Raw genomic sequence first — 23341 nt, 5'->3', positions numbered from 1 at the left:
TTAAAACATAATCATTTTTATTTTTAAGAAATGTCTTTGGGCTCGTCTCAAGATATTAAGTTTAAAAGATCAGGCAATTTCAATTTAAGTGTTGAAATATTTTAAGTCTCACTTAGTGAGCAAGTAGAAATCCCGTAATTACCCACGTATGCAGTTAAGCCATAACGACGAAAACAAATTCTCACTTTCACGCTTTGAATCTATGCTTAAAACAAATGATGTTTTATTCTTTGATTCGGCCGAATTTGAAGATATTATTAATTACTATTTAGAGAACGGGAAATTTGCCCTGGCCAAAAAAGCTGTTAAATTAGGCCTGGCGCAACATCCAACTTCTACCAATTTAAAACTCTTTAAGATTGAAATTCTTGTTTTTGAAGATAAGCTGGATATAGCCGAGTCTATGCTAAGCGAATTACAGCAACTAGAATCTTCTAACGAAGAAGTTTATATTCAAAAAGCACAAATTCTCTCTAAACGCGACCTTCACGCTAAAGCTATACAGGTGTTAAAGATGGCACTTGATATAACCCTGGACCCGGCAGAGATCTACTCTTTAATTGGAATGGAATATCTCTTCCTTGAAGACTTTGAAAATGCCAAGTTTAGCTTTATGAAATGTTTAGAAGCCGATGAAGAAGATTATTCGGCTTTATACAATGTAATGTATTGTTTTGATTTTCTGGATCAAAAAAAAGAAGCCATCGCATATCTAAACATGTATTTAGACAAAAATCCGTATTGTGAAGTAGCCTGGCACCAGGTAGGCAAACAATATTTTGATTTAAAAAATTATGAAAAAGCATTATCGGCTTTCGACTTTGCGATAATAAGCGATGAGTATTTTATTGGCGCTTACCTGGAAAAAGGAAAAGTACTGGAGAAGCTAGGCCGCTATCACGAAGCTATAGAAAATTACCGATTAACCTTAGAATTAGACGACCCTACGTCTTTTACTTATTTACGAATTGGAAAATGCTTCGAAAAACTGGGCTTAAATGAGCTTGCGCTTAAACATTACAAAGATTGCGTACATGAAGATCCGCTTTTGGATAAAGGTTGGATTGCCATCACCGATTTTTACATAAAAAAGAAAAATTTCCAGAAAGCCCTGTACTACATCAACAAAGCCATAAATATTGACGAAGACAATGTGCTATATTGGAAACGCTACGCCAAAATCAATAATCGTCTAAAGTTTTTTGAAGAAGCAGAAAAAGGTTATAAAAAAAGTTTAGACCTGGGGAACTATGAATTGGAGACCTGGATTAGACGTTGTGATATTTTAATAGATCTTGGAGAATTTGATACCGCTATTAAAAACCTAAACCAGGCAGTGGAATTTTATCCGAATACCGCAGAGATTGAATTTCGTTTGGCAGGATTATATTTTAGTGAAAATGAAGGCGAAAAAGCTTATTTTCATTTGAATAGAGGATTAAAATTAGATGCCGAGTATTATATTGTTATCGAAGAATTATTTCCAAATGTTTTTAACCGAAAAAGTGTAAAGCAAATTATAAATTCCTTTATAAATCTCTCTTAGTTATTTTGCTAACTTTGAGCCGGAATTTTAATTTGTTCACATGCGAAAAAGGTTTAAAGATTATCTACCTGTAACTTTAAAAGGTATGGCAATGGGTGCGGCAGACGTTGTTCCCGGGGTCTCTGGAGGAACTATTGCTTTTATTACCGGAATTTATGAAGAATTAATTTCTACCATAAGCGGTGTAAACTTTTCATTGGTCACTACCTGGAAAGAAAAAGGTTTTAAAGCCATGTGGCAACAGCTTAACGGCCCTTTTATTTTAGCACTTTTTACTGGAATCCTTATCAGTTTTTTCTCTCTTATGAGGGCTGCGAAATATATGCTGGAAAATCATCCCATAATGATATGGTCTTTTTTCTTCGGACTTGTATTTGCCAGTATTTGGTATGTAGGTAAGCAAATTCCCAAATGGAATTTTAAAATAGTACTGGCCCTGGTTATTGGTGCAGCCATTGCATTCTATATTGTATCCCTGCCCCCTATGGCCGCAAAAGATAGTAACATATACATCTTTTTCTCTGGAGCTATCGCAATATGTGCTATGATACTTCCCGGTATTTCGGGTGCATTTATCCTGGTTTTACTGGGGGCCTATAAAAAGCTTACCGATGCTGTACACGATTTCGATTTTCAAACCCTGGGCATTTTTGCTATAGGAGCCGTAGTTGGGTTACTTAGTTTCTCTAAGATCCTTAAATGGCTTTTTGTACATTATAGTAGTTTTACACTTGCCGTATTAACCGGGTTTATTGCCGGTTCTCTCAATAAAATATGGCCCTGGAAGCATGTGTTGCAAACCGAAATGTATGGAGACAAAGAAGTTGTTCTTAAAGAAGCATCAGTTTTACCATGGAATTTTAATGGAGAACCACAAACATTAGTTGCTATTATTTTGATGCTCGCAGGATTTTTCTTAATTCTAGGCTTAGAAACTTTTGCCGCAAAAAGCTCAGAAAACACCCATGCAACAAACTAGAACCTTTACAGATAAAGTACTTTTAGTCCTTAAAGGTCTGGCCATGGGAGCTGCTAATAAAGTTCCCGGTGTTTCTGGAGGTGTTGTGGCTTTTGTAGCCGGGTTTTACGAAGAATTTATTTATTCACTTCAAAAAATAAATTATAAGGCTTTTATATTGCTTATAAATGGGCGATTTAGAAGTCTGTTTCATTATACTAACGGGAGATTCCTAAGCTTACTTATTTTAGGAATGCTTATTAGCTATTTTAGTGTTTCAAAATTACTGGATTACCTAATTCTTCATTACGAATTATATGTTTGGGCTTCATTCTTCGGCATGATTATAGGCTCTATATATTACATAAGTAAAGATTTTGACGAATGGAGCAAACGCTCCCTAATATTTGTTTTCCTGGGAATACTGGCCGGGGTAGCCATTAGTTTCCTTGAACCTGCAAAAGAAAACGACAATCTTTGGTTTGTATTTTTTTGCGGTATGGTGGGCGTATCGGGAATGACGCTGCCGGGACTTTCGGGATCTTTTATTCTTATTCTATTTGGAAATTATGTATTACTACTGGTAGACTCGGTAAATGCCCTTTACGACACCCTGTCTGAACTAATTTTACTTGATTTTAGCTTTACACAAGATCCGGAAAGAATAAGGCTTTTAGAAGTACTCCTGGTATTTGGCGCAGGCTCTCTGGCCGGCTTGGTAACACTTTCGCATGTTCTTGGCTTTGTTTTAAAACATTATAAAAAAGATACTTTTGCCGCCATAATTGGCTTTATTACAGGATCACTTGGAGTGGTTTGGCCATGGAAAGAAAAAATTTTTAAGTTAGATAAAGAAGGGGAAATAATTCTGGATAGCCAGGGGAATGGGGTAATAGATTATTACGACCGCTATTTTCCAACTTTTTCTTCAGCTGAAACCTGGTTGGCAATTTTCTTTATCTTAATAGGAATACTCATTGTATTAGGACTCGCCTGGTACGAAAAGAAAAACCAAAAACCCGCAATCAAATGAAAACTTTTGGCTTATTAGGTAAAAATATTAGTTACTCATTTTCCCGAACTTATTTCAGCAAAAAATTTAAAAAAGAAAATATTGATGCCGAGTATCTTAATTTCGATTTACAAAATATAAACCAATTTCGGGATGTTATAAAAGAGACACCAAACCTACAAGGCCTGAATGTCACCATTCCTTACAAAGAAGAAATCATTAATTTTTTGGACGATCTGGCTCCTGAGGCTGAAGAAATTGGCGCAGTAAATACCATAAAAATAAATGGCAATAAACTTATTGGCTACAATACAGACTACATAGGCTTTTCTGAATCTATAAAACCCTTGCTAAAACCTCATCATAAAAAAGCCCTTATCCTGGGAACCGGTGGAGCTTCAAAAGCCATAGCATATGCCTTTAAAAAAATGGGAATTGCCTATAAATTTGTCTCAAGAACTTCGGGAGAGCTAAAATTAAGCTATCAGGATCTTTCACAGGAAATAGTTAATGACCACAACATTATTATTAACACTACCCCTGTAGGTACCTTCCCCAACGTAGAAAAATATCCCAAATTCCCCATTGAGCATTTAACCAACAAACACCTGGTTTACGACCTTATTTACAACCCCGAAACCACCCAACTCCTGGCCCTGGCAAAAGAACAGGGAGCCAAAATTAAAAACGGATTGGAAATGCTTGAATTACAAGCTGAAAGTGCCTGGCGTATTTGGAATAAATAAAGCCCTTTTTTTTATTTTAAATCTTACAAAAAAAGCGAATTGTTTGCCCAATTTTGTTGGAGTTACTATCTTTCAGCCTAATTAATTTACAAGAACCTTAACATTGAAAGATATGTCTCAGCAAGAAGATGATAAAAATAAAGAGGAGTTTTCTAATGAAGCTGCCAAAAATTCTGAAAAAACTCGGAATAACGAAAAGCAACAGGTAGAAAACCGGGATGAAAATGTAGCAGAACAATCATTTTCTGAAAAGTCTGAAAACGAAACAACCAAGCCCACAGATAATACGGTGGTTGAACCTGCAGAAACTGCTTCTGAAATCAAAACTGAAGACGATAAGCTGGAAGATGCCATGATTGCAGAAGCCAGTGATAAAAAGAACACTTCAGAAGAAAATAAAGCCAATAGCGAAGAAGACGATGATAATGATGCTCTTTTGGAGGAAAGCCGAAAACAAACCCGGCCTCAAGAAGAAAATCAGTCTGAATCTGAAGTAGAAAATAAGACTCTTGAAGATGATAATGATGATCATGAAAAAACTTCTGAAGAGGAAGAAAGGGACTCTAAACACCATCAGGAACATATAGACAACTCGGTTGCCGAAGATAGTGAAGATGAATCTAAGGCAGAACGGCACAATATTCCGAAGAAAGATTACCATGCGATGAGCAAAGAGCAATTGGTAGATGAATTTGAAACTTTGCTTAAAAACGAAAAGGTACAGGCCATTAAAGATCACGTTATTGAAATTCGTGCCGAATTTAATGCCAAGTTTAATGAAGAGGAAGAGGAGAAGAAAGAAGAATTTCTTGCCGATGGCGGTAATATTATAGACTTCCACTACTCTACCCCTCTTAAAAAGCGTTTCAATTCCCTTTATTTTGATTATAGGGAGAAACGCAATAATTATTATAAGCAACTTAAACAAGACCTTAATAAAAATCTTTCCAAACGCCTGGAAATTATTGAAGAGTTAAAGGGGCTTATAGATGTGGAAGAAAATATAAATACCACCTACAAGCATTTTAAAGATCTTCAGGATAGCTGGCGCGTTGCGGGACCAATTCCAAGAGAAAAATACAACGATGTTTGGAACACTTATCACCATCATGTAGAGAATTTTTATGATTTTCTTCATTTAAACCGTGAGTTTAGGGACCTGGATTTTAAACACAATCTAGATCAAAAATTAAAGGTTATTGACCGCGCTGAGGAATTAGCACAGGAAAATGACATAAACCGTGCGTTTAGGGAGCTGCAAATGCTTCATAAAATGTGGAAAGAAGAACTTGGGCCTGTTGCCAAAGAATTTCGGGAAGATATTTGGAACCGATTTAGCAATGCTACCAAGCAAATTCACGATAAACGCCAGGAGTATTTTAATACCTTAGATGAGCGTTACGAAGAAAACTGGAAAGCCAAGCAGGCTATTATCGAAAAGATAAAAGCAATTGCAGCTGAAGAATATAAAGGCCATAACAAATGGCAACAGAAGATTAAAGAGATTGAAGCACTAAGGGAAGCATTCTTTAATGCAGGTAAGGTACCACGCAATAAGAATGAAGAAACCTGGACTGATTTTAAACAAAGTGTTCGCCGATTTAACCGTAATAAAAATGCTTTCTATAAGAACCTTAAAAAGCAACAATACGATAATCTCGAGAAGAAAAAAGAGCTTATTCAAATTGCGGAAGACAACAAGGATAGTGAGGATTTTAAAACCGTGACGCCTTTAATGAAAAAAATACAGGCAGATTGGAAGAAAATAGGCCATGTTCCAAGAAAAGATAGCGATAAGGTTTGGAAACAGTTTAAAGCAGCCTGTAATCACTATTTTGAACGCCTGCACGAAACGCGCAAAGAAGAGAACAAAGAAGAATTTGAAGCTTTCGACAAGAAAAAAGACCTCCTGGAACAGGTTAAATCTTTTGAACTTAGTGGCGATAAAAAAGAAGACCTGCCTAAAATAAAACAGTTTATTGAAGACTGGAAAAATTTAGGATCAGTACCTTATAACAAGCGTTTTATTGAAGGAAAATTCAATAAGGCTTTAGATCAACTTTTCAATAAGCTTGATGTAGATCATACCAAGGCCGAAATGCTTAAATATGAAAATAAGGTACAGGCTTTAAACGATGCCGATGACGATAAAAAACTTCGTAACGAACATTATTTCCTAACTAAGAAAATAGAAGAAACAAAGGCTGAAATTAGACAGTTGGAGAATAACTTACAGTTTTTCTCTAATGTAGATGAAGATAACCCGCTGGTACAGGATGTTCATAAAAATATAGCCGCCCAAAAAGAACAGCTTGAGATTTGGAAAGAAAAGCTGCGTAAAATCAAATCGCTCTACTAAGCACGGCAGCTATGAATTGCCTTCTTTGTAAGGGAGCAACTAAAAAATCTTGGTCAGATAAAAACAGGGAATTTGTTGAATGCACCCATTGTGGGAGCATTCAACTATTACCTGAATATTATATTTCCAAAAAAGCAGAAGAGGCACGCTACCTTACCCATAACAATGATGTAGAAAACACCGGTTACCAGGATTTTGTTAAGCCTATAACTTCCCGTATTCTTCAGGATTTTTCTCCAGAGGATAACGGCCTTGATTATGGTTGTGGAACAGGCCCCGTAATTAGTATTCAATTAGAAAAAGCAGGCTATAAAACTACTTTATACGACCCGTATTTTCACCCCAACAAAGAGGCTCTAAAGTCACAATATCACTTTATAATATGCTGTGAAGTGATGGAGCATTTCTATAAACCGAAAGGAGAATTTAAAACACTGGCATCTCTTTTAAAACCGGGAGGAAAACTCTACTGTAAAACCGCTCTCTATTCAGATAAAATTGATTTTAATAACTGGTATTATAAAAACGACGCCACGCACGTCTTTTTCTATACTGAAAAAAGTTTGAAGTGGATAAAAGAGAATTTAGGTTTTTCAGGCCTGGAAATTAGGGCTGATTCTATTGTTTTTAGTAAATAAACCAAGAAAGCCCTTGATAGTTATTTCTCAAAATTTAGAGCAAAGTAAGAATAAAACTGAAGAAGAATTACTTCAACTTGGCCTCGTTCCAAAAGACATCCATTTCAGCCAGGCTCATATCTTTTAAAGCTTTATTTTGTTCTTTGGCTTTCTCTTCCAGATATTGAAATCGGTTTATAAACTTTTTATTGGTTCGTTCCAGGGCATTTTCAGGGTTTATTCCAAGAAACCTGGCATAATTTATCATAGAGAACATCACATCGCCAAATTCGGCTTCCATTTTATCCTTATTGGCTGTATTTATCTCGTGCTGTAATTCCCCTAATTCTTCCTGAAGTTTTTCAAAAACCTGCTCGGGCTTTTCCCAATCAAATCCTACCCCGGCAACTTTCTCCTGAATTCTACTGGCTTTTACTACAGCCGGCAGGGAACGTGGTACGCCTTCCAATACACTTTTTTTACCTTCCTTTAACTTTAGGTTTTCCCAGTTCTTTTTAACTTCGGCTTCATCGGTTACTTTAACATCTCCATAAATATGCGGATGACGGTCTATTAGTTTGTCACAAATACCATTAGCTACATCGGCAATATCAAAGTCCTCGCTTTCGCTACCTATTTTCGCATAAAAAACCAGGTGAAGCAACAGGTCGCCCAATTCTTTTCTAACTTCTTCCAGATCTTTATCCAAAATCGCATCTCCAAGCTCGTAAGTCTCCTCAATAGTAAGGTGCCTTAGCGACTCCATGGTTTGCTTCCTGTCCCAGGGGCATTGCTCCCTAAGCTCGTCCATAATAGTTAATAAACGATCAAATGCTTTTAGCTGTGCTTCTCTGGAGTTCATGAAATAAGAATTTTGATTTTGGCAAAAATAAGGATTGCTAATAGGATTTTAGAATCTTAGGCGGGAAATAAATACTTGAAATTGGCATTCTGGATTAATTTCAGAATATAAGCTCATCGAATTCAAGGCTTAAAAGATGCTGAAACAATCCCGAAGCTTCTGGTCAGCAACCTGAAAGCTTGAATAAAGGGAGGAAAACCTGTTTTCACGATATTCCGTTCCAGGAACTCCAATCGGGACAGGCTTCTCAAACGTAATATTCAAAACCTCAACTCTAAAAAATAAAAAAGCCCTTCGTTTCCGAAGGGCTGAATAAAGGGTGGAAGACCGGTTTCGAACCGGCGACCTCCGGAACCACAATCCGGCGCTCTAACCAGCTGAGCTACAACCACCATTTTAATTGCGGTTGCAAATGTAAGCTATTTTAGCAATTTCCCAAAGAAAAAAAATCAATATTAAATTGAAATTCAAGTTTATTTTTGAGCAACAATTATAAAAAGCTTTAAACGAACAATTTAGCTAAAAAGTATTTTTTAAATTAAATCGAAAATAGAATCTACAGCAGGGTAGCGTTCTACCGTATAGCCTTCGGCGTGTTCGGTATTAATAAGCCTTCCCAGGTCTCTTGCCCTGTAAGTAATACTTTCTAAAAAGTTACTACTGGAAATTGGCGTTTCCGGCTCCTTGGAATCCTCATCGTAAAACTGGGTTCTGTAGGCTTTTACCGACGCCATCTTTTTATCGATATATCCCGAAATATCAACTACTACATCGGGCTTTAGATTTTTCCATTGAATATAATGATATACATGCTTTGGCCGCCATTCTTGCTGGCTTTCTCCCTCATATATGGTTTCAATTTTACGAAGTCCGCTTAAAAAACACGCATCACTGGTTAGTTTTGCTCCTTTTCCATGATCTATATGCCTATCATCTATCGCATTACACAACACAATTTCCGGACGATATTTTCTTAATATTTTTATTATTTCCAGCTGATGCGCAGCGTTATTCATAAAAAAAGCATCACTAAATTCAAGGTTTTCCCGAACAGAAACGCCTAAAATTTTAGCCGCATTTTTAGCTTCCTGGTCTCTGGTCTCAGCTGTGCCACGGGTGCCCAACTCGCCACGGGTAAGATCTAAAATTCCTACTTTCTTTCCTCTATCTACTTCTTTTGCTATAGTACCGGCGCAACTTAGCTCTACATCATCTGGATGCGCACCTATAGCCAATATATCTAATTTCATAATATTTACTTTGTCATTTCCGCTGCCGCGGAAATCTAATTTTAAGTTAATCTTTCAAACTTCACATCTAGTATTTCTAAGCTTGTATTTCCTTTAAAGCCTGTTCCAGGTCTTCTATTAAATCTTCCTTCTCCTCTATTCCCACAGAAAATCGCATTAAGCCGTCTTTGATTCCCTGGGCTTCCCGTTCTTCAGGAGAAAGCAACCCGTGTGATGTTTTTGCTGGTAAAAGTATAGTTGATTCTACACCCGCAAGGCTCATAGAAGATTTTATAAGTTTTAATTTTTTCTGAAAAAGATCATAATCCAAACCTTCGCGTAATTCAAAAGACATCATCCCTCCAAAACCTTTCATTTGGGCTTTAGCAAGGTTATGATCTGGATGCGATGCTAATCCCGGATAATAAACCCTGGAAATATCCTTATGCTCTTCAAGAAACTTAGCTAATTCAAGCGCATTTTCATTTTGCGCACGCACGCGCAAGCCCATGGTTTTTAAGCTTCTTTCTAACATCCAAACCGTAAAATCACTTAAACTTCCGCCAAAATTCTTAGCTAATTGAAAAACCCTGTCTATATGCTTTTCTGAACCTATGGCAGTTCCCGCAAGAATATCGCTATGGCCACCCATATATTTTGTAGCCGAATGCAAAACAATATCTATCCCAAAATCTATAGGGTTCTGGTTTACCGGCGAAGCAAAAGTATTATCTATCATACTTACCAGATTATGTTTTTTAGCAATTTCGGCAATTGCTTTTATATCGGTTACGGTAAGTAAGGGATTTGAAGGTGTCTCAATATAAATCACCCTGGTATTCTCTTTTATTTCAGCTTCAAAAGATTCAGGTGTAGCGTCTTTTGTAAAAGAATATTCCATCCCGAATTTCTCAAACTCTTCTGTCACTAAATTACTGGTTCCCCCGTAAAGCGTATTTTGAAACACCACGTGGTCTCCCTTTTGTGCAAAAGCCAAAAGAGCGGTACTTACTGCAGCCATACCGCTACCAAAGATCAAAGCGGCTTCAGCGTGCTCTAAAGCTGCCATTTTTTGAGCTAAAGCTACCTGATTTGGCGTGTTAAAATAACGCGGGTAACGTTTTACCTCTACATCTTCAAAAGCATAAGAAGTAGCCATATATAAGGGCGAAACTGCACCCTTAAACTGCTTGTCTTCCAATTCTCCAATATGGGTACAAATGGTATTTAATCCCGGATTTTTCTTTGTCATTTATAATACATTCAAAATTCGCCCTAATGTAAAAATAAATAATCTAAATACTTCGGGTTTTAAAGCTGTTTCCTGTATTGAAAGAATTATTTTTTAAAACAAAAGTTAAATAAAGTTAAAGCAATTATCCTATTAATAATTGCGCCATCAATTCTTTATCTTTAAGAAAAATTGAATGATTATGAGTAAAGTAAAAGCATTTGGTGCGCAAGCCAGCGATGCCAATTTAGAAGCCTTAGATATTGAACGCAGAGAAATAACCCCCAACGATGTAAAGATTGAAATAGACTACTGTGGAGTTTGCCATAGTGATATACACCAGGTTAGAAACGACTGGAAAAATTCTGTATACCCGGTAGTACCCGGGCACGAAATTATAGGCCGTGTTACCCAGGTTGGAGAAAACGTAAACAACTTTAAAGAGGGAGACCTTGTAGGGGTTGGTTGTATGGTAGATTCCTGCCAGGAATGCGATTCCTGTAAGGAAGACCTGGAGCAATTTTGTGAAAACGGGGCTACTTTAACTTACAATAGCAAAGACAAACATTTGGGAGGACATACCTTTGGAGGTTACGCCGAACAAATTGTAGTGGATAAAGAATTTGTACTTAAAGTACCGGAAAATATAGACGCTAAAGCTGCTGCCCCATTACTTTGTGCAGGTATTACTACTTATTCTCCATTACGGCATTGGAATGTAAAAAAAGGAGATAAAGTTGGTGTAATAGGATTAGGCGGACTTGGGCATATGGGAGTAAAATTTGCCCATGCCATGGGAGCACACGTAGTTATGATTACTACTTCTCCTTCAAAATCTGAAGACGCCAAAAAATTGGGTGCCGACGAAGTACTGATCTCTAAAAACGAAGAAGACATGAAAAAACAGGCCGGTACTTTCGATTTTCTGTTGAATACCGTTCCGGTTGGTCATGATATGAATCCTTATGTAGCTTTGTTAAAACGAGATGCCACCATGGTACTGGTAGGAGCCATTGAACCGCTAGACCCGGTGCATGGAGGCGGATTAATTACCGGGCGAAAACGTATTGCCGGTTCGGTAATTGGCGGAATTAAAGAAACACAGGAAATGCTGGATTTTTGTGGGAAACATAATATTGTTTCAGATATTGAAATGATTGATATGCAAAATATAAATGAAGCTTTTAACAGGGTTGTAAAATCTGATGTTAAATATCGCTTCGTAATAGATATGAAATCCCTAAAAAATTAGAATTCCTAAAAGGTTTAGTAGCATCAAGCTGAAACCTGCCCGGCTAAACCTACGGCAGGTTTCTACTTCTAATATGATATTTAGATCTCTTATAGAAATCGGGGCAAGCTATAAAACAAATTCTATATTAGATGTGAATTAAAAAATCACTTTATTGGCACCGCCAAAGGGTATAATACCCAGAGGTTTAGCTCGAAATTAAAATTTGTTTCCAAGCAATGCCTCTTGGGCTTAACCCGAGTTAGTATACTTTTATAATTCGTCACCCTGAAATTAATTGAAGGTGACGATTTTTTTTCGACAAATATTTCTACTTGTGTTAACTAAGAAATTAAAAACGCTTTTATAATTAGAAAAGACTTTTCTGTAAGCTTTTTTGTTTGTAGTTAAAAGTCGGTTTTCCCGGCTTAGTTTTTATATTTGTTCAAGGCCGAAAATCAGCAGAAAACCTACACAAAAACAAACCACAATGAAACAATTATTTATCAATATTAAAGAACTTCTTCAAATAAGGGAAAACAACATTACCAAATTATCTGGTGCCGAAATGAAAGAGTTGCCAACTATTAAAAATGCCTGGTTGCTTATTGAAAATGATACGATTGCCAATTATGGTGAAATGTCTTCACTACCTAAACTTGAAGTAGATACAACTATTGATGCCAAAGGAAAGATAATCCTGCCCGGATGGTGCGATTCCCACACGCATATCGTGTATGCCGGCAACAGGGAGCAGGAATTCGCAGACCGTATTAACGGACTTTCATACGAAGAAATAGCTAATCGCGGTGGCGGAATTTTAAACTCTGCCAAAACCTTACAGGAAACTTCAGAAGAAGAAGTCTACCGGCAATCTGCTAAAAGGCTGGAAGAAGTAATAAAACTGGGTACCGCTGCGGTTGAAATTAAATCGGGTTACGGATTGACCGAAGAAGGTGAACTAAAAATGCTTCGGGTAATAAAAAAGCTTCAGGAAAATTACGACCTTCCAATTAAAGCAACTTTTTTGGGTGCACACGCTATCCCAAGGGAATACAAAGAAAGCCCAGATGCTTATATGGACCTGGTAATTGAAAAAATCTTACCAAAAGTTGCCAAAGAAAACCTGGCAGAATACATAGATATTTTTTGTGAAAAAGGATATTTCAGCGTTGATGATACACATAAACTACTTTCAGCAGCGAAAAAATTTAGCTTAAAACCCAAAATACATGTCAATCAATTTCATGCTATTGGCGGTATTCAGGCAGGTATTGAGCATGAAGCTTTAAGTGTAGACCATTTAGAGGTAATGCGACCAGAAGATATTGAAAGTTTAAAAGGAACTGATACTATGCCGGTTGCGCTTCCCTCCTGCTCATTATTTCTTAGTATTCCCTACACCCCGGCACGTAAAATGCTGGATGCAGGATTGCCATTAGCACTTGCAAGCGATTTTAATCCGGGAAGCACCCCCAGCGGAAATATGAACCTGGTAGTTTCCCTGGCCTGCATAAAAATGAAAATGACCCCCGAAGAGGCCATAAATGCAGCTACTATAAACGGGGCTTACGCAATGGACCTCAGCAAAACCCACGGAAGCATCACCAGGGGCAAAAAAGCCAATTTTATACTTACTAAAGAAATTCCGTCTTATACCTTTTTACCCTATGCCTTCGGCACCAATGCTATAGAATCGGTTTTTATTAACGGGAAAATTGTAGGCTAATGGAAGTTTTAAAATTATACGCTTACAAAACCATAGAAAAGTTAATTTCCAGAAGAGAAGGCGAAACGCGCTTAGGTGAAAAAATCGCTTTTATTGAAAACCTGGAAGAAATTACAAACAGCAAGGCTAAGTTTGTGCTTGTTGGGATTCCGGAAGATATTGGAATTAGGGCTAATTACGGAAAACCCGGTGCTTCCAAAGCCTGGGAAGTTTTTTTAAGTTCTTTTTTGAATATACAGGAGAATGTTTTCACCAATGCTAAGAATATTTTACTCCTTGGTGAAATTGAGTGTAAACCCGAAATGCAAAAAGCAGCCAATATAGATGCTAGTGATCCTAATTATTTTGTGAAACTTGGTGACCTGGTAGCAGAAATAGATGAAAAAGTAAGCTTGCTTGTAGAAAAAATAGTTGCTGCAGGTAAAACTCCCATAATTATAGGGGGTGGCCACAACAACGCTTTTGGAAATATAAAAGGTACTTCCAGGGCCCTAAAAAACCCGATTAATGTTTTAAACATAGACGCCCATACTGATCTTAGAAAATTAGAGCATAGGCATAGTGGCAACGGTTTTAGCTTTGCCAAACACGATGGATTCCTGCAGAAATATGCAATTTTTGGTTTACATAAAAACTATACACCTCAATATATTTTTGACGAGTTAAAAGCAAGCTCCCATATTAAATTTTGCCTTTTTGACGATCTTATTTCGCAATCCCACCAGGAAAAATTAAGAGCCTTTAGTTCTCAGCTGGAGTTTATAAGTAAAGAAGACTTTGGTATAGAAGTAGATTGTGATGCAATTATAAACTTCCCAAGCAGTGCGCAATCGCCTTCAGGCTTCGATCTAAATACGCTTAGAAGTTTTCTTCAACTTAGTTCTGAAGAAAAAAATTGCAAGTATTTACACATTTGTGAAGCTGCTCCTGGATCCCATAATCCGGCACAAGTAGGAAAAGCCCTATCATATTTTGTTACCGACTTTATAGAGAAAACAAACAATTAACCCCTGCCCAAATAAAAAATTTAATTTAAAAATGAAAATAATCACATACAGTCCAGTTTACGCTACTGATTTTAAAGCTCTAAATATTGCCTGGTTAGAAGAATATTTTTGGGTAGAGCCTCACGATGAAGAAGTATTAGGAAATCCACAAAAACACATTATAGACCCAGGGGGTACAATTTTTTTAGTAAAAGAAGAAGAAAAAACAATTGGCTGTGTGGCCCTTATGAAAATTGAGGAAGGAATTTTTGAGCTTACTAAAATGGCAATTAGCCCTGAACACCAGGGAAAGAAAATAGGGCAGAAATTAATGGAGCATACCTTAGAGTTTGCAGCCAAACAAAATTGGGATCAGCTTATTATATTTTCAAACCGAAAGCTTGAAAACGCAATCTATATTTATGAGAAATATGGATTTAAAGAAATTCCCATGGGAGAAAACAACCCCTATTCTCGTGGAGACATTAAAATGCGCCTGAACCTTTCTTAAAGTTTTACAAATCTTAAGCTATTTTGGTCGTCGTTCCTTATTTTTAATAGAAAACAACTAAATATGAAATACTTACTAACACTAATTAGCCTTGGAATTTTATTTTCCGGCTGTAAAAATGAAGGTAAAAAAGACGAAAACCCCTTAGCAGAAACAGAAAATTCCTCTAAAATAAGTCAGCAGCAAGATGAAGAGGAAACAGCATCTATAAGCATTACCCCCATCTCTCACGCTACTGCCGTAATAAATTGGGGCGACGCGACTTTTTACATAGACCCTTTAGGAGGTGCTGAGGCATTTAAAGGAATGGAAAAGCCAGATTTCATTCTTATAACCGATATTCACGGAGACCATATGAGTGCTGAGACCTTGCAAGCTCTGAATCTTAAAGAGATTCCCGTTATTGTACCACAGGCTGTAAAAGAAAACCTACCTAAGGAATTAGATACAATTTTGGAGACTTTAGAAAATGGAGCTAACACAAAAGTGATGGACTTTAATATTGAAGCCATTCCCATGTATAACTTACCGGAAGACCCTGAGGCTTTTCATACCAAAGGGCGCGGTAATGGATATGTGCTGGAAAAGAATGGTAAGCGGCTTTATATAGCCGGAGATACCGAAGATATTCCTGAAATGCGAAACCTGGAAAATATAGATTTGGCTTTAATTCCTATGAATTTACCTTATACCATGACGGTAGAAGCTGCCGCCGATGGAGTGCTGGCTTTTGCCCCAAAAAAGGTAATTCCTTATCATTTTAGAGGTAAAGATGGTTTTGCTGATATAGAAAAGTTTAAAACCCTGGTGAACAAAGGAAATCCGGAAATTTAAGTAGAAATGTTGGATTGGTATCCAGACAAAGAAAAATAGAAATTCTAAAAAACGAAAACCCGGTGATGAGCCGGGTTTTTTTATTCTTTTTCATTTTTTGATTGAAGCAACTTTTAAGCTTTTAGCCTTATAGGAAGCTTATAATTTTCTACAGATGGATCTAAAACAGTTTTTATCTCTTTATTATTTAAACATTTTTTGATTTTCTTACGGGCCTCAGCGTTTTTTGATCCTACATAAAGCACCTCCATTTCATTTTTACAGTTAAATCTAACTATTAAATAAGCCTCCACATCTTCACTTACTTCAAGATCAATATTTTTTAATAATTGCTGAATCTCCTTATTAAAAGCTACAGAAGTTTCAGTTGATTTTTCAGGAGCAGCGTGAAGTAAAGTTCCGGCGCTAATGGCTAAAGCACATAATACGAATTTTAAAGTTTTCATAATATAAAATTTTAAGGTTATACATATTAAAGACCAACTTAAAACTCTATATGTTACAGGCTTATATTATTTTTAACACACTTTAACAAATAAAAATTAGGCATAAAAAAAACTGTCTAAGGTTTGATATGTTATAACTATCCGGAAAGTCTTTCTTATACATCAAGCTAAACTTATTTCAGCCTCTAAAATTCTTATAAACTTAGATGCTGAAATAGTCCCGAAAGCTTTCGGGACAGAATGACGAATTGTAAAACTTCTCAGACAGTCAAAATCAAACTTTAGACAGTCCTTATTTAATCAGGATAACTAATCCTGAAAAATATATTATTTAAGTACTTCCTGTACTTTATCTGCTGCTTCCTGGAATTGCACTGCCGAGTGGATCTTAAAACCGCTATCGTCAATTAATTTCTTGGCAATATCAGCATTGGTACCCTGTAAACGTACAATAATTGGCACGTTAACCGCGTCTCCCATATTCTTATAGGCATCTACAATTCCCTGTGCCACACGGTCACAACGAACTATACCTCCAAATATATTTACCAGGATAGCTTCTACTTTCTCATCTTTTAAGATTAAACGAAAAGCTTCTTCTACTCTTTTCGCATCAGCTGTACCACCAACGTCAAGGAAGTTTGCCGGCTCTCCTCCCGCTTGTTTAATAAGGTCCATAGTAGCCATGGCAAGTCCGGCGCCATTTACCATACAGCCCACATTACCATCAAGGTCCACATAGTTAAGTCCAACTTCTTTGGCTTCAACTTCAGTTTGATTTTCCTCACGAATGTCACGCATTTCAGCATAGTCTTTATGACGGAAAAGCGCGTTATCATCAAGGGTTACTTTTGCATCTACTGCAAGAATTTTATCATCACTTGTTTTTAAAACCGGGTTGATTTCAAAAAGTGAAGAATCAGATTTTTCAAATGCTTTGTAAAGCGACATCACAAACTTGGTCATTTCTTTAAAAGCAGCACCGCTTAACTTAAGGTTAAAAGCTATTCTTCTAGCCTGAAAAGGCATTAATCCGGTAGCAGGATCTATCTCTTCGGTAAAAATCAAATGCGGAGTTTCTTCGGCTACAGTTTCAATATCCACTCCTCCTTCGGTAGAATACATAATCATGTTACGTCCCGTGGCACGGTTAAGCAATACAGACATATAATATTCTTCGGGTTCGCTATCTCCTGGATAATACACATCTTCGGCAATTAAAACCTGATGTACTTTTTTACCCTCGGCAGAAGTTTGCGGCGTTACCAGGTTCATCCCAATAATGTCTCCTGCAACTTCTTCAACTTCCTTTAGGTTCTTGGCTAGTTTTACACCTCCACCTTTTCCACGGCCACCTGCGTGTACCTGAGCCTTAATAACGTGCCACCCGGTACCGGTTTGTTCGGTTAACTCCTTAGCAGCGTCTACAGCCTCTTTTGCATTATGCGCAACCAGGCCACGTTGAATACGTACGCCAAAACTGCTTAAAATTTCCTTTCCTTGATATTCGTGTATGTTCATAATCAGCTATTTCTTCAGTATTTTTTATGGTTAGCAAAAGTAACAAATGTATAGCTATTGTACCAATCTTTTTTAGGATATCCCATACTCTTCTATAATCTATTTTTCGGCTAAACTCGCTCGCAACGAGCTCACAAGCTATCTAATTGAAGAAAGTTTTGAATTTCAAGTTGGTAACCCGAGCTACAGAATTTCATTTATCCTGTAAAATTTAGCTTTTTATTAAGGAAGTCATTTTAAAAAAGCAAGCTATTACTGGTATGTAAGCACTATAAGCTTATCGTAGATTTTGCGTGATTTTATATTTTATTAGCACTACTCCCATTACTTTTGCCGCTTGTTAAAATCTGAAACTAGAAATGAATAAAGCACTTTTTGCCCTGGCCATTGGAGGTTTTGGTATTGGAATGACAGAATTTGTAATAATGGGAATCCTCCCGGAAGTAGCTTCGGCATTAGATATTAGTATTCCGCAGGCAGGGCATTTTATTTCAGCCTATGCTTTGGGTGTCGTAATTGGCGCCCCTTTATTAACCGCTTTTGGAAGTAAATGGCCGGCACATAAAACCCTACTTCTTCTTATGCTGTGGTTTACCCTATTTAACTCGCTTTCGGCTTTTGCAAATTCTTATGAGCTTTTATTGGTTTCCCGGTTTTTATCTGGTTTACCCCACGGTGCATTCTTTGGAATTGGCGCTGTAGTTGCCGGGCAACTGGCCAGACCGGGCAAAGCTGCCAGGGCAATTGCTACCATGTTTACGGGCTTAACCATGGCGAATGTTATTGGGGTCCCCCTGGGCACTTATTTGGGACAAAACTTTAGTTGGAACCTTTCCTTTATGTTGGTTGGTGTAGTAGGCTTAATGGCTATTACCAGTATAAAATTATGGATGCCCGAATTACCAAAATCTTCTTCTGAAGGAATAAAAAAAGACCTTAAAGTACTAAAACGCGGTGAACTATGGATGGTTATTTTACTTACTACTATTGGCACCGGGGGCTTTTTTGCCTGGTATAGTTATATTGCGCCATTACTTACCAAAGTGGCCGGCCATCCAGAAGGAATTGTAAGCTATGTTATGATTTTAGCAGGATTAGGCATGGTAATAGGTAACCTTATTGGCGCCAAACTCGCCGAAAGATTTTCTCCTATTTACGCAGTATTGATGAGCATGGTTCTAATGGCTTTAGCATTAATTACCAATGCCTACGTAGCCGAAAATCAAATCGCAATTTTAGTAATGACATTCCTTATTGCTACGATCGCTTTTTGCCTTTCTACGCCTATACAAATGGTTATGATCAACTCGGCTAAAGGTTCAGAAAGCCTTGGATCTTCTATGAACCAAAGCGCTTTTAATATGGGAAACGCTTCGGGAGCTTATTTTGCCGGTCTCCCCATTGCTTTTGGATATAGTTTCACCGCTGCTTCTTTAGTAGGAGCTGTGATGGCAGGAATGGGAGTTTTTATTGCTATAGTTATTATTCTTATTAGAAGAAAAAGAAAAATTGAACTAGCTGCAGTGAGCTAAGAGCCGTAAAAGATGTTTTTCTATAATCTTAACAATTTCAAAGAATTCGTTATTTTTGGAGCTTGTGTTTGTGGAAGTTGAAATTTCTCCTCTTTTTTGCCAACTAATTTTTTAGCTGTTATGACTAATCAAGATTTACTAGCTGTTGCCCGGGAATTTGGAAGCCCCGTATATGTGTATGATGCCGAAAAGATTGCTTTTCAGTACAACCGACTAAAAAGTGCATTTTCAGAAATTAAAGATTTACGTATTCACTATGCAGTGAAGGCTCTTTCTAATATTTCTATCTTAAAATATCTAAACTCCCTGGGGAGCGGTATGGATACCGTTTCTATACAAGAGGTTAGACTTGCATTGGAAGCGGGGGTTACGCCAAAAGATATTATTTACACTCCAAACGGGGTTTCCCTGGAAGAGATTGAACAGGTGGTACGACTGGGTGTACAAATCAACATAGACAACCTTTCTATTTTAGAGCAATTTGGAGCCAAACACCCCGAGGTTCCCGTATGTATACGTATAAATCCGCATATTTTAGCGGGTGGTAATTCTAAAATTTCGGTAGGCCACGTAGATTCTAAGTTTGGAATTTCTATTCACCAAATGCCACTTTTGTTGCGCATAGTTGAAAATACAGGAATGACCATAAATGGGATTCATATGCACACGGGAAGTGATATTCTTGATATTGAAGTTTTTCTGCGTGCTTCTGAAATTCTTTTTGATTCGGCTAAAAACTTTAAAAATCTTGAATTTCTTGACTTTGGAAGCGGATTTAAAGTGCCTTACCGCGAAAATGACATTGAGACCGATATAGAAGAACTGGGAGAAAAACTAAGCGAACGTTTTAAGAATTTCTGTAAAGAATATGGCCGAGAGTTAACCCTTGTTTTTGAACCCGGAAAATTTTTGGTTAGTGAAGCAGGAAAGTTTTTAACTAAGGTAAACGTGATAAAACAAACCACTTCTACCGTTTTTGCCGGGGTAGACACAGGTTTTAATCATCTAATCCGCCCAATGTTTTATGGCTCACATCACGACATTCACAATATTTCCAATCCCGATGGGAAATTCAGGTTTTACTCGGTGGTAGGTTATATTTGTGAAACCGATACTTTTGCAAACAATCGTAGGATTGCCGAAATTACTGAAGGCGATATTTTGGCGTTTAGCAATGCCGGCGCCTATTCTTTTTCTATGGCCAGTAATTTTAATTCCCGCTACCGTCCTGCCGAAGTATTATGGTATAACGGCAAAGCACATTTAATTAGAGAACGCGAAAGCTTTGAAGATTTATTAAGACATCAAAAAGTGATAGACCTGGGGGAAACAGTTGAAAAAATAACCGAATAAACCTATATAAATCGATTTTAAAACAAGTGGTCTTTAACCTCTTACTATTTATATTTTTCTATTAGCAATCCCGGATTTCCTACATCCTAATTGACAATAAGCTTTTGAAGTCACCACATTTATGACTGCCCCCCGGACTTTCCATAATTGGAAAACTTATAAAAGTAGTCACTGGAGACGATTTAAACATAATGGTAAACAGCCTGGTACAAAATTTACTGCTGTTTACCTTTGGTTTGATTATCTATTATTGTAATAAGACAAGCGTTTTTATTACTGAAAAAAATCGGTTTTAAAGCTGTGTGAGTTTTTGCAGGTAATTAAAGTGTTTTCTAAAATTTTCTTCGGAAATTAAAGCAGGTTTAATCGCAATTTCAACTGAAATGCCACTGTATTTTATAGCCATAATGCTCCCGGAAGAAATAAGTATGCGAATAAAATCGCTGAAGCTGGAGATTGCCGAAAAATACGAGGCAAAACATGCACTAAAACTCCCGGCGCATATTACGCTGCAAATTCCATTTAAGATTCCGGAAACCGAAGAAGAAAAACTCATAGAAGCTTTACAGGGTTTTGCTGAAACCTAAAACAATTTTCAGGTGGAATTAAAAGATTTTGGAAGATTTGGTCAAAAAGTAATTTTTATAAATATTGAAGACCATAAAGAACTTATTAACCTGCACAAGGATTTACAAGCAATTCTTCATAAAAATTTCAGCTTTAAAAAGCACGAAACTTTTTCTAAGATCCACCCCCATATAAGCCTAGCATCTCGCGATCTTCATTATAAAGAATTTCCTAAAGCCTGGGCAGATTTTAAAACACGTAAATTCACTGATTCCTTTTCGGTTAAAAACTTTAGCCTTTTAAAACATAATGGCAAAGTTTGGGAAAATTGTATCGATATTTATTTTAATTGATCCATTTCTATATTTTAGTTATTTGTATAACATTTTATTATTTTTGATCACTTATTACAAAAACAATTATGAAGACAATAAATTGCTCTAAAGCATTTATTCTAAAAAATAATATTTGAGTGTAGCTTACTTTTAAACTGGGGAAACTTTGGCATAGCTTGCAAAAAAGTATTTATTTTTCTAAAATTACCGGGGCATCGAAATTATAATGATTATAATTTACCTACTCGATTCCTTTTAAAGTCTTACTATAAAAGGTAAATGACCTGGTGGCAAGCCAACAACATATCAAGTCGATAGCTGTTTTCGATTGCGGTGAAAGCCTCTCAATCGCGACAGCTATAGGTATAAATCTCTATTATTGAGAAAAAATACAGTTGGCAGCTACCGTCCTGGGACTAAATTTATTTTTATTCCAAAGTCTGGCTTGCTGTTTTTTTTAAAACTGTAACAATTACTTTGTAATTTATATAATAATATATGAAACAAGAAGAAGTTCACGGCTATAAACTGGCCTCAAGAGGCAAAAGACTGGCAGCCACAATTACAGAAGGGATATTATATACAATTGTCATAATTGGCATTTACCTACTATTTGGAAAATCTTTTAGCTATTACTGGGAGCAGGATTTAGAGCTTATAGACATCCCGATTTCAGCAGTCACGGGATTAATTGTAGGTGCCATTTTCTATCCCATTTTCTCAGGAAATCTAGGCCATCGTATTTTTGATCTAAAAGTTATTTCTGCTGAAACCGGTAAAGATATAAATAAAGGGCAGGAAGGTGCCATTAGAGAAATGCTTAAATATGTATTGGGCTACCTGTTAATTCCTGTTATTTGGTTGCTTTGGGATGATAAAAAACAGAATCTTTATGATAAACTATCCAAAACTTTAGTGGTTGAGAAGGTTTAAATTATCCACAGAAATTTTAATAATTCACCTTTAAAAATATCCTAAACCGTGATTATATATTATAAAAAGAAAAGGCTTAATTATCAACTTTATTTTGGAATAAGCTTTTTAGCAATTGGAATTATTCTAGTTCCCCTAAACAATTTTTCGCTAATTTATTTTAGCTGGATTATTTTTGGCCTACTACAATTAGCCGTTTGGTATTATGAAAAGAAGCATCAATACCTTAGCATAGACAAGAATAACCTAACCAAAAACTCTATCTTTCCAAAAAGTGTAAAACTTAATGAAATTGAGACTATTGTAAAGCTTGATAAAAGTTATATCCTGGCAACAAAAAGCAAGAAGATAAAAATCAACAAAGATATAATTGAAGAGGAGTCTTTTTATAAGCTAAATAAGGTTTTAGAAGAAATTGAACTAAAACTCGAACAAGAAAAAAACATCTAAAAACACCACATCAACCCAGTGTGAAAAACCACAAGATTCACATCTAATTTGGATAAAATAATTAATTTTAGTTATATTTATAGTTAATTTTAATAGAATATTCTATTAAAAAACAATTTTAAAGAGGTTTATATTTCTGTAAAGAACCTACTTTGGTTACAGAATGTTCTATTTAAACCTATGTATAACCAATATTTAAAATATGAAAGATCGTATTAATATCTTAAAATTAGTTGGAATTATTTTTACCGCCCTTATGCTTGTTATCTTCCTGGATTTTGCCTTAAAAACTATTGTTTTAGGCTAGGCTTATCGTTTCTTTTTACAAAATCTTAGTAAAGCGCTTTTCTGTT

The 23341-nt window shown here is 36.5% G+C and carries 22 protein-coding genes and 1 tRNA gene; 17 read left to right on the top strand and 6 right to left on the bottom strand.

Annotated features, from left to right (window positions below; all coding sequences use genetic code 11):
- The first annotated feature begins 148 nt into the window (after window positions 1-148).
- The 6 genes from I6U49_RS07030 (at window position 149) to I6U49_RS07005 (ending at window position 7259) form a co-directional block, all read left to right on the top strand.
- The gene (locus I6U49_RS07030) at window positions 149-1546 is read left to right on the top strand and encodes a tetratricopeptide repeat protein (RefSeq protein WP_193711806.1); all 1398 of its coding nucleotides are present in this window, start codon (window positions 149-151) and stop codon (window positions 1544-1546) included.
- 40 nt (window positions 1547-1586) lie between these two features.
- A complete protein-coding gene (locus I6U49_RS07025; RefSeq protein ID WP_198628120.1) occupies window positions 1587-2525 on the top strand; it encodes a DUF368 domain-containing protein in 939 nt (312 codons plus the stop codon).
- The gene (locus I6U49_RS07020) at window positions 2512-3537 is read left to right on the top strand and encodes a DUF368 domain-containing protein (protein ID WP_193711808.1); all 1026 of its coding nucleotides are present in this window, start codon (window positions 2512-2514) and stop codon (window positions 3535-3537) included. The genes I6U49_RS07025 and I6U49_RS07020 overlap by 14 nt, the downstream gene beginning before the upstream one ends.
- Window positions 3534-4262 carry a shikimate dehydrogenase family protein gene (locus I6U49_RS07015; protein ID WP_198628119.1) on the top strand — a complete coding sequence of 243 codons (729 nt, stop codon included), beginning with the start codon at window positions 3534-3536 and terminating at the stop codon, window positions 4260-4262. Before I6U49_RS07020 ends, I6U49_RS07015 begins: the two co-directional genes overlap by 4 nt.
- 112 nt (window positions 4263-4374) lie before the next feature.
- Window positions 4375-6621 carry a DUF349 domain-containing protein gene (locus I6U49_RS07010; protein WP_198628118.1) on the top strand — a complete coding sequence of 749 codons (2247 nt, stop codon included), beginning with the start codon at window positions 4375-4377 and terminating at the stop codon, window positions 6619-6621.
- 11 nt (window positions 6622-6632) lie between these two features.
- Window positions 6633-7259, top strand: a complete 627-nt coding sequence (locus I6U49_RS07005) for a class I SAM-dependent methyltransferase (protein WP_193711811.1) — start codon at window positions 6633-6635, stop codon at window positions 7257-7259.
- Between the two features lie 67 nt (window positions 7260-7326).
- On the opposite strand, the gene mazG is transcribed toward I6U49_RS07005, so the two are convergent.
- The 4 genes from mazG to I6U49_RS06985 form a co-directional block, all read right to left on the bottom strand.
- Window positions 7327-8100, bottom strand: a complete 774-nt coding sequence (gene mazG, locus I6U49_RS07000; RefSeq protein WP_193711812.1) for a nucleoside triphosphate pyrophosphohydrolase — start codon at window positions 8098-8100, stop codon at window positions 7327-7329.
- A gap of 317 nt (window positions 8101-8417) precedes the next feature.
- Window positions 8418-8493, bottom strand: a tRNA-His gene (locus I6U49_RS06995).
- A 140-nt stretch (window positions 8494-8633) separates the two neighbouring features.
- Window positions 8634-9350 carry a bacillithiol biosynthesis deacetylase BshB1 gene (gene bshB1 / locus I6U49_RS06990; RefSeq protein ID WP_193711813.1) on the bottom strand — a complete coding sequence of 239 codons (717 nt, stop codon included), beginning with the start codon at window positions 9348-9350 and terminating at the stop codon, window positions 8634-8636.
- Window positions 9351-9426: 76 nt separating this feature from the next.
- A complete protein-coding gene (locus I6U49_RS06985; RefSeq protein ID WP_198628117.1) occupies window positions 9427-10581 on the bottom strand; it encodes a trans-sulfuration enzyme family protein in 1155 nt (384 codons plus the stop codon).
- 181 nt (window positions 10582-10762) lie between these two features.
- Here I6U49_RS06985 and I6U49_RS06980 point away from each other — a divergent pair, with 181 nt between their 5' ends.
- The 5 genes from I6U49_RS06980 to I6U49_RS06960 all read left to right on the top strand — a co-directional run bounded on the left by I6U49_RS06980 (window position 10763) and on the right by I6U49_RS06960 (window position 15851).
- Window positions 10763-11812: an NAD(P)-dependent alcohol dehydrogenase gene (locus I6U49_RS06980; RefSeq protein WP_198628116.1), complete on the top strand. Its 1050-nt coding sequence runs from the start codon at window positions 10763-10765 to the stop codon at window positions 11810-11812.
- Between the two features lie 469 nt (window positions 11813-12281).
- Complete coding sequence (gene hutI / locus I6U49_RS06975) at window positions 12282-13520, top strand: imidazolonepropionase (protein ID WP_198628115.1); 1239 nt, start codon at window positions 12282-12284, stop codon at window positions 13518-13520.
- On the top strand, window positions 13520-14527 hold the full coding sequence (locus I6U49_RS06970; protein WP_198628114.1) for a formimidoylglutamase: 1008 nt from the start codon (window positions 13520-13522) through the stop codon (window positions 14525-14527). The genes hutI and I6U49_RS06970 overlap by 1 nt, the downstream gene beginning before the upstream one ends.
- A gap of 31 nt (window positions 14528-14558) precedes the next feature.
- Window positions 14559-15017 (top strand): GNAT family N-acetyltransferase, encoded by a 459-nt coding sequence (locus I6U49_RS06965; RefSeq protein WP_193711818.1) that lies wholly within the window; start codon window positions 14559-14561, stop codon window positions 15015-15017.
- A 63-nt stretch (window positions 15018-15080) separates the two neighbouring features.
- Window positions 15081-15851 carry an MBL fold metallo-hydrolase gene (locus I6U49_RS06960; protein ID WP_198628113.1) on the top strand — a complete coding sequence of 257 codons (771 nt, stop codon included), beginning with the start codon at window positions 15081-15083 and terminating at the stop codon, window positions 15849-15851.
- Between the two features lie 113 nt (window positions 15852-15964).
- Here I6U49_RS06960 and I6U49_RS06955 read toward each other — a convergent pair whose 3' ends face one another.
- Together I6U49_RS06955 and sucC are read right to left on the bottom strand one after the other, a co-directional pair.
- Entirely contained in the window at window positions 15965-16297 is a 333-nt protein-coding gene (locus I6U49_RS06955; RefSeq protein WP_198628112.1) for a hypothetical protein, read from the bottom strand.
- A 327-nt stretch (window positions 16298-16624) separates the two neighbouring features.
- A complete protein-coding gene (gene sucC / locus I6U49_RS06950; protein ID WP_193711821.1) occupies window positions 16625-17818 on the bottom strand; it encodes an ADP-forming succinate--CoA ligase subunit beta in 1194 nt (397 codons plus the stop codon).
- Between the two features lie 359 nt (window positions 17819-18177).
- Between sucC and I6U49_RS06945 the strand changes: the two genes are divergently transcribed.
- The 6 genes from I6U49_RS06945 (at window position 18178) to I6U49_RS06920 (ending at window position 22988) form a co-directional block, all read left to right on the top strand.
- On the top strand, window positions 18178-19350 hold the full coding sequence (locus I6U49_RS06945) for an MFS transporter (protein WP_193711822.1): 1173 nt from the start codon (window positions 18178-18180) through the stop codon (window positions 19348-19350).
- A gap of 120 nt (window positions 19351-19470) precedes the next feature.
- Window positions 19471-20703, top strand: coding sequence for a diaminopimelate decarboxylase (gene lysA / locus I6U49_RS06940; RefSeq protein ID WP_198628111.1), 1233 nt, complete (start codon window positions 19471-19473; stop codon window positions 20701-20703).
- Window positions 20704-21086: 383 nt separating this feature from the next.
- Window positions 21087-21290: a 2'-5' RNA ligase family protein gene (locus I6U49_RS06935; RefSeq protein ID WP_198628110.1), complete on the top strand. Its 204-nt coding sequence runs from the start codon at window positions 21087-21089 to the stop codon at window positions 21288-21290.
- A gap of 12 nt (window positions 21291-21302) precedes the next feature.
- Complete coding sequence (locus tag I6U49_RS06930; protein WP_198628109.1) at window positions 21303-21623, top strand: 2'-5' RNA ligase family protein; 321 nt, start codon at window positions 21303-21305, stop codon at window positions 21621-21623.
- A gap of 480 nt (window positions 21624-22103) precedes the next feature.
- On the top strand, window positions 22104-22538 hold the full coding sequence (locus tag I6U49_RS06925) for an RDD family protein (RefSeq protein ID WP_198628108.1): 435 nt from the start codon (window positions 22104-22106) through the stop codon (window positions 22536-22538).
- Between the two features lie 48 nt (window positions 22539-22586).
- Window positions 22587-22988, top strand: coding sequence for a hypothetical protein (locus I6U49_RS06920; RefSeq protein WP_198628107.1), 402 nt, complete (start codon window positions 22587-22589; stop codon window positions 22986-22988).
- Window positions 22989-23341 lie beyond the last annotated feature (353 nt).

The sequence above is a fragment of the Salegentibacter maritimus genome, from assembly GCF_016236915.1.
Classification (GTDB): Bacteria; Bacteroidota; Bacteroidia; order Flavobacteriales; family Flavobacteriaceae; genus Salegentibacter; species Salegentibacter maritimus.
The sequence above is the reverse complement of the archived record's forward strand: the minus strand, read 5'-3'. Positions and strand labels throughout refer to the sequence as shown.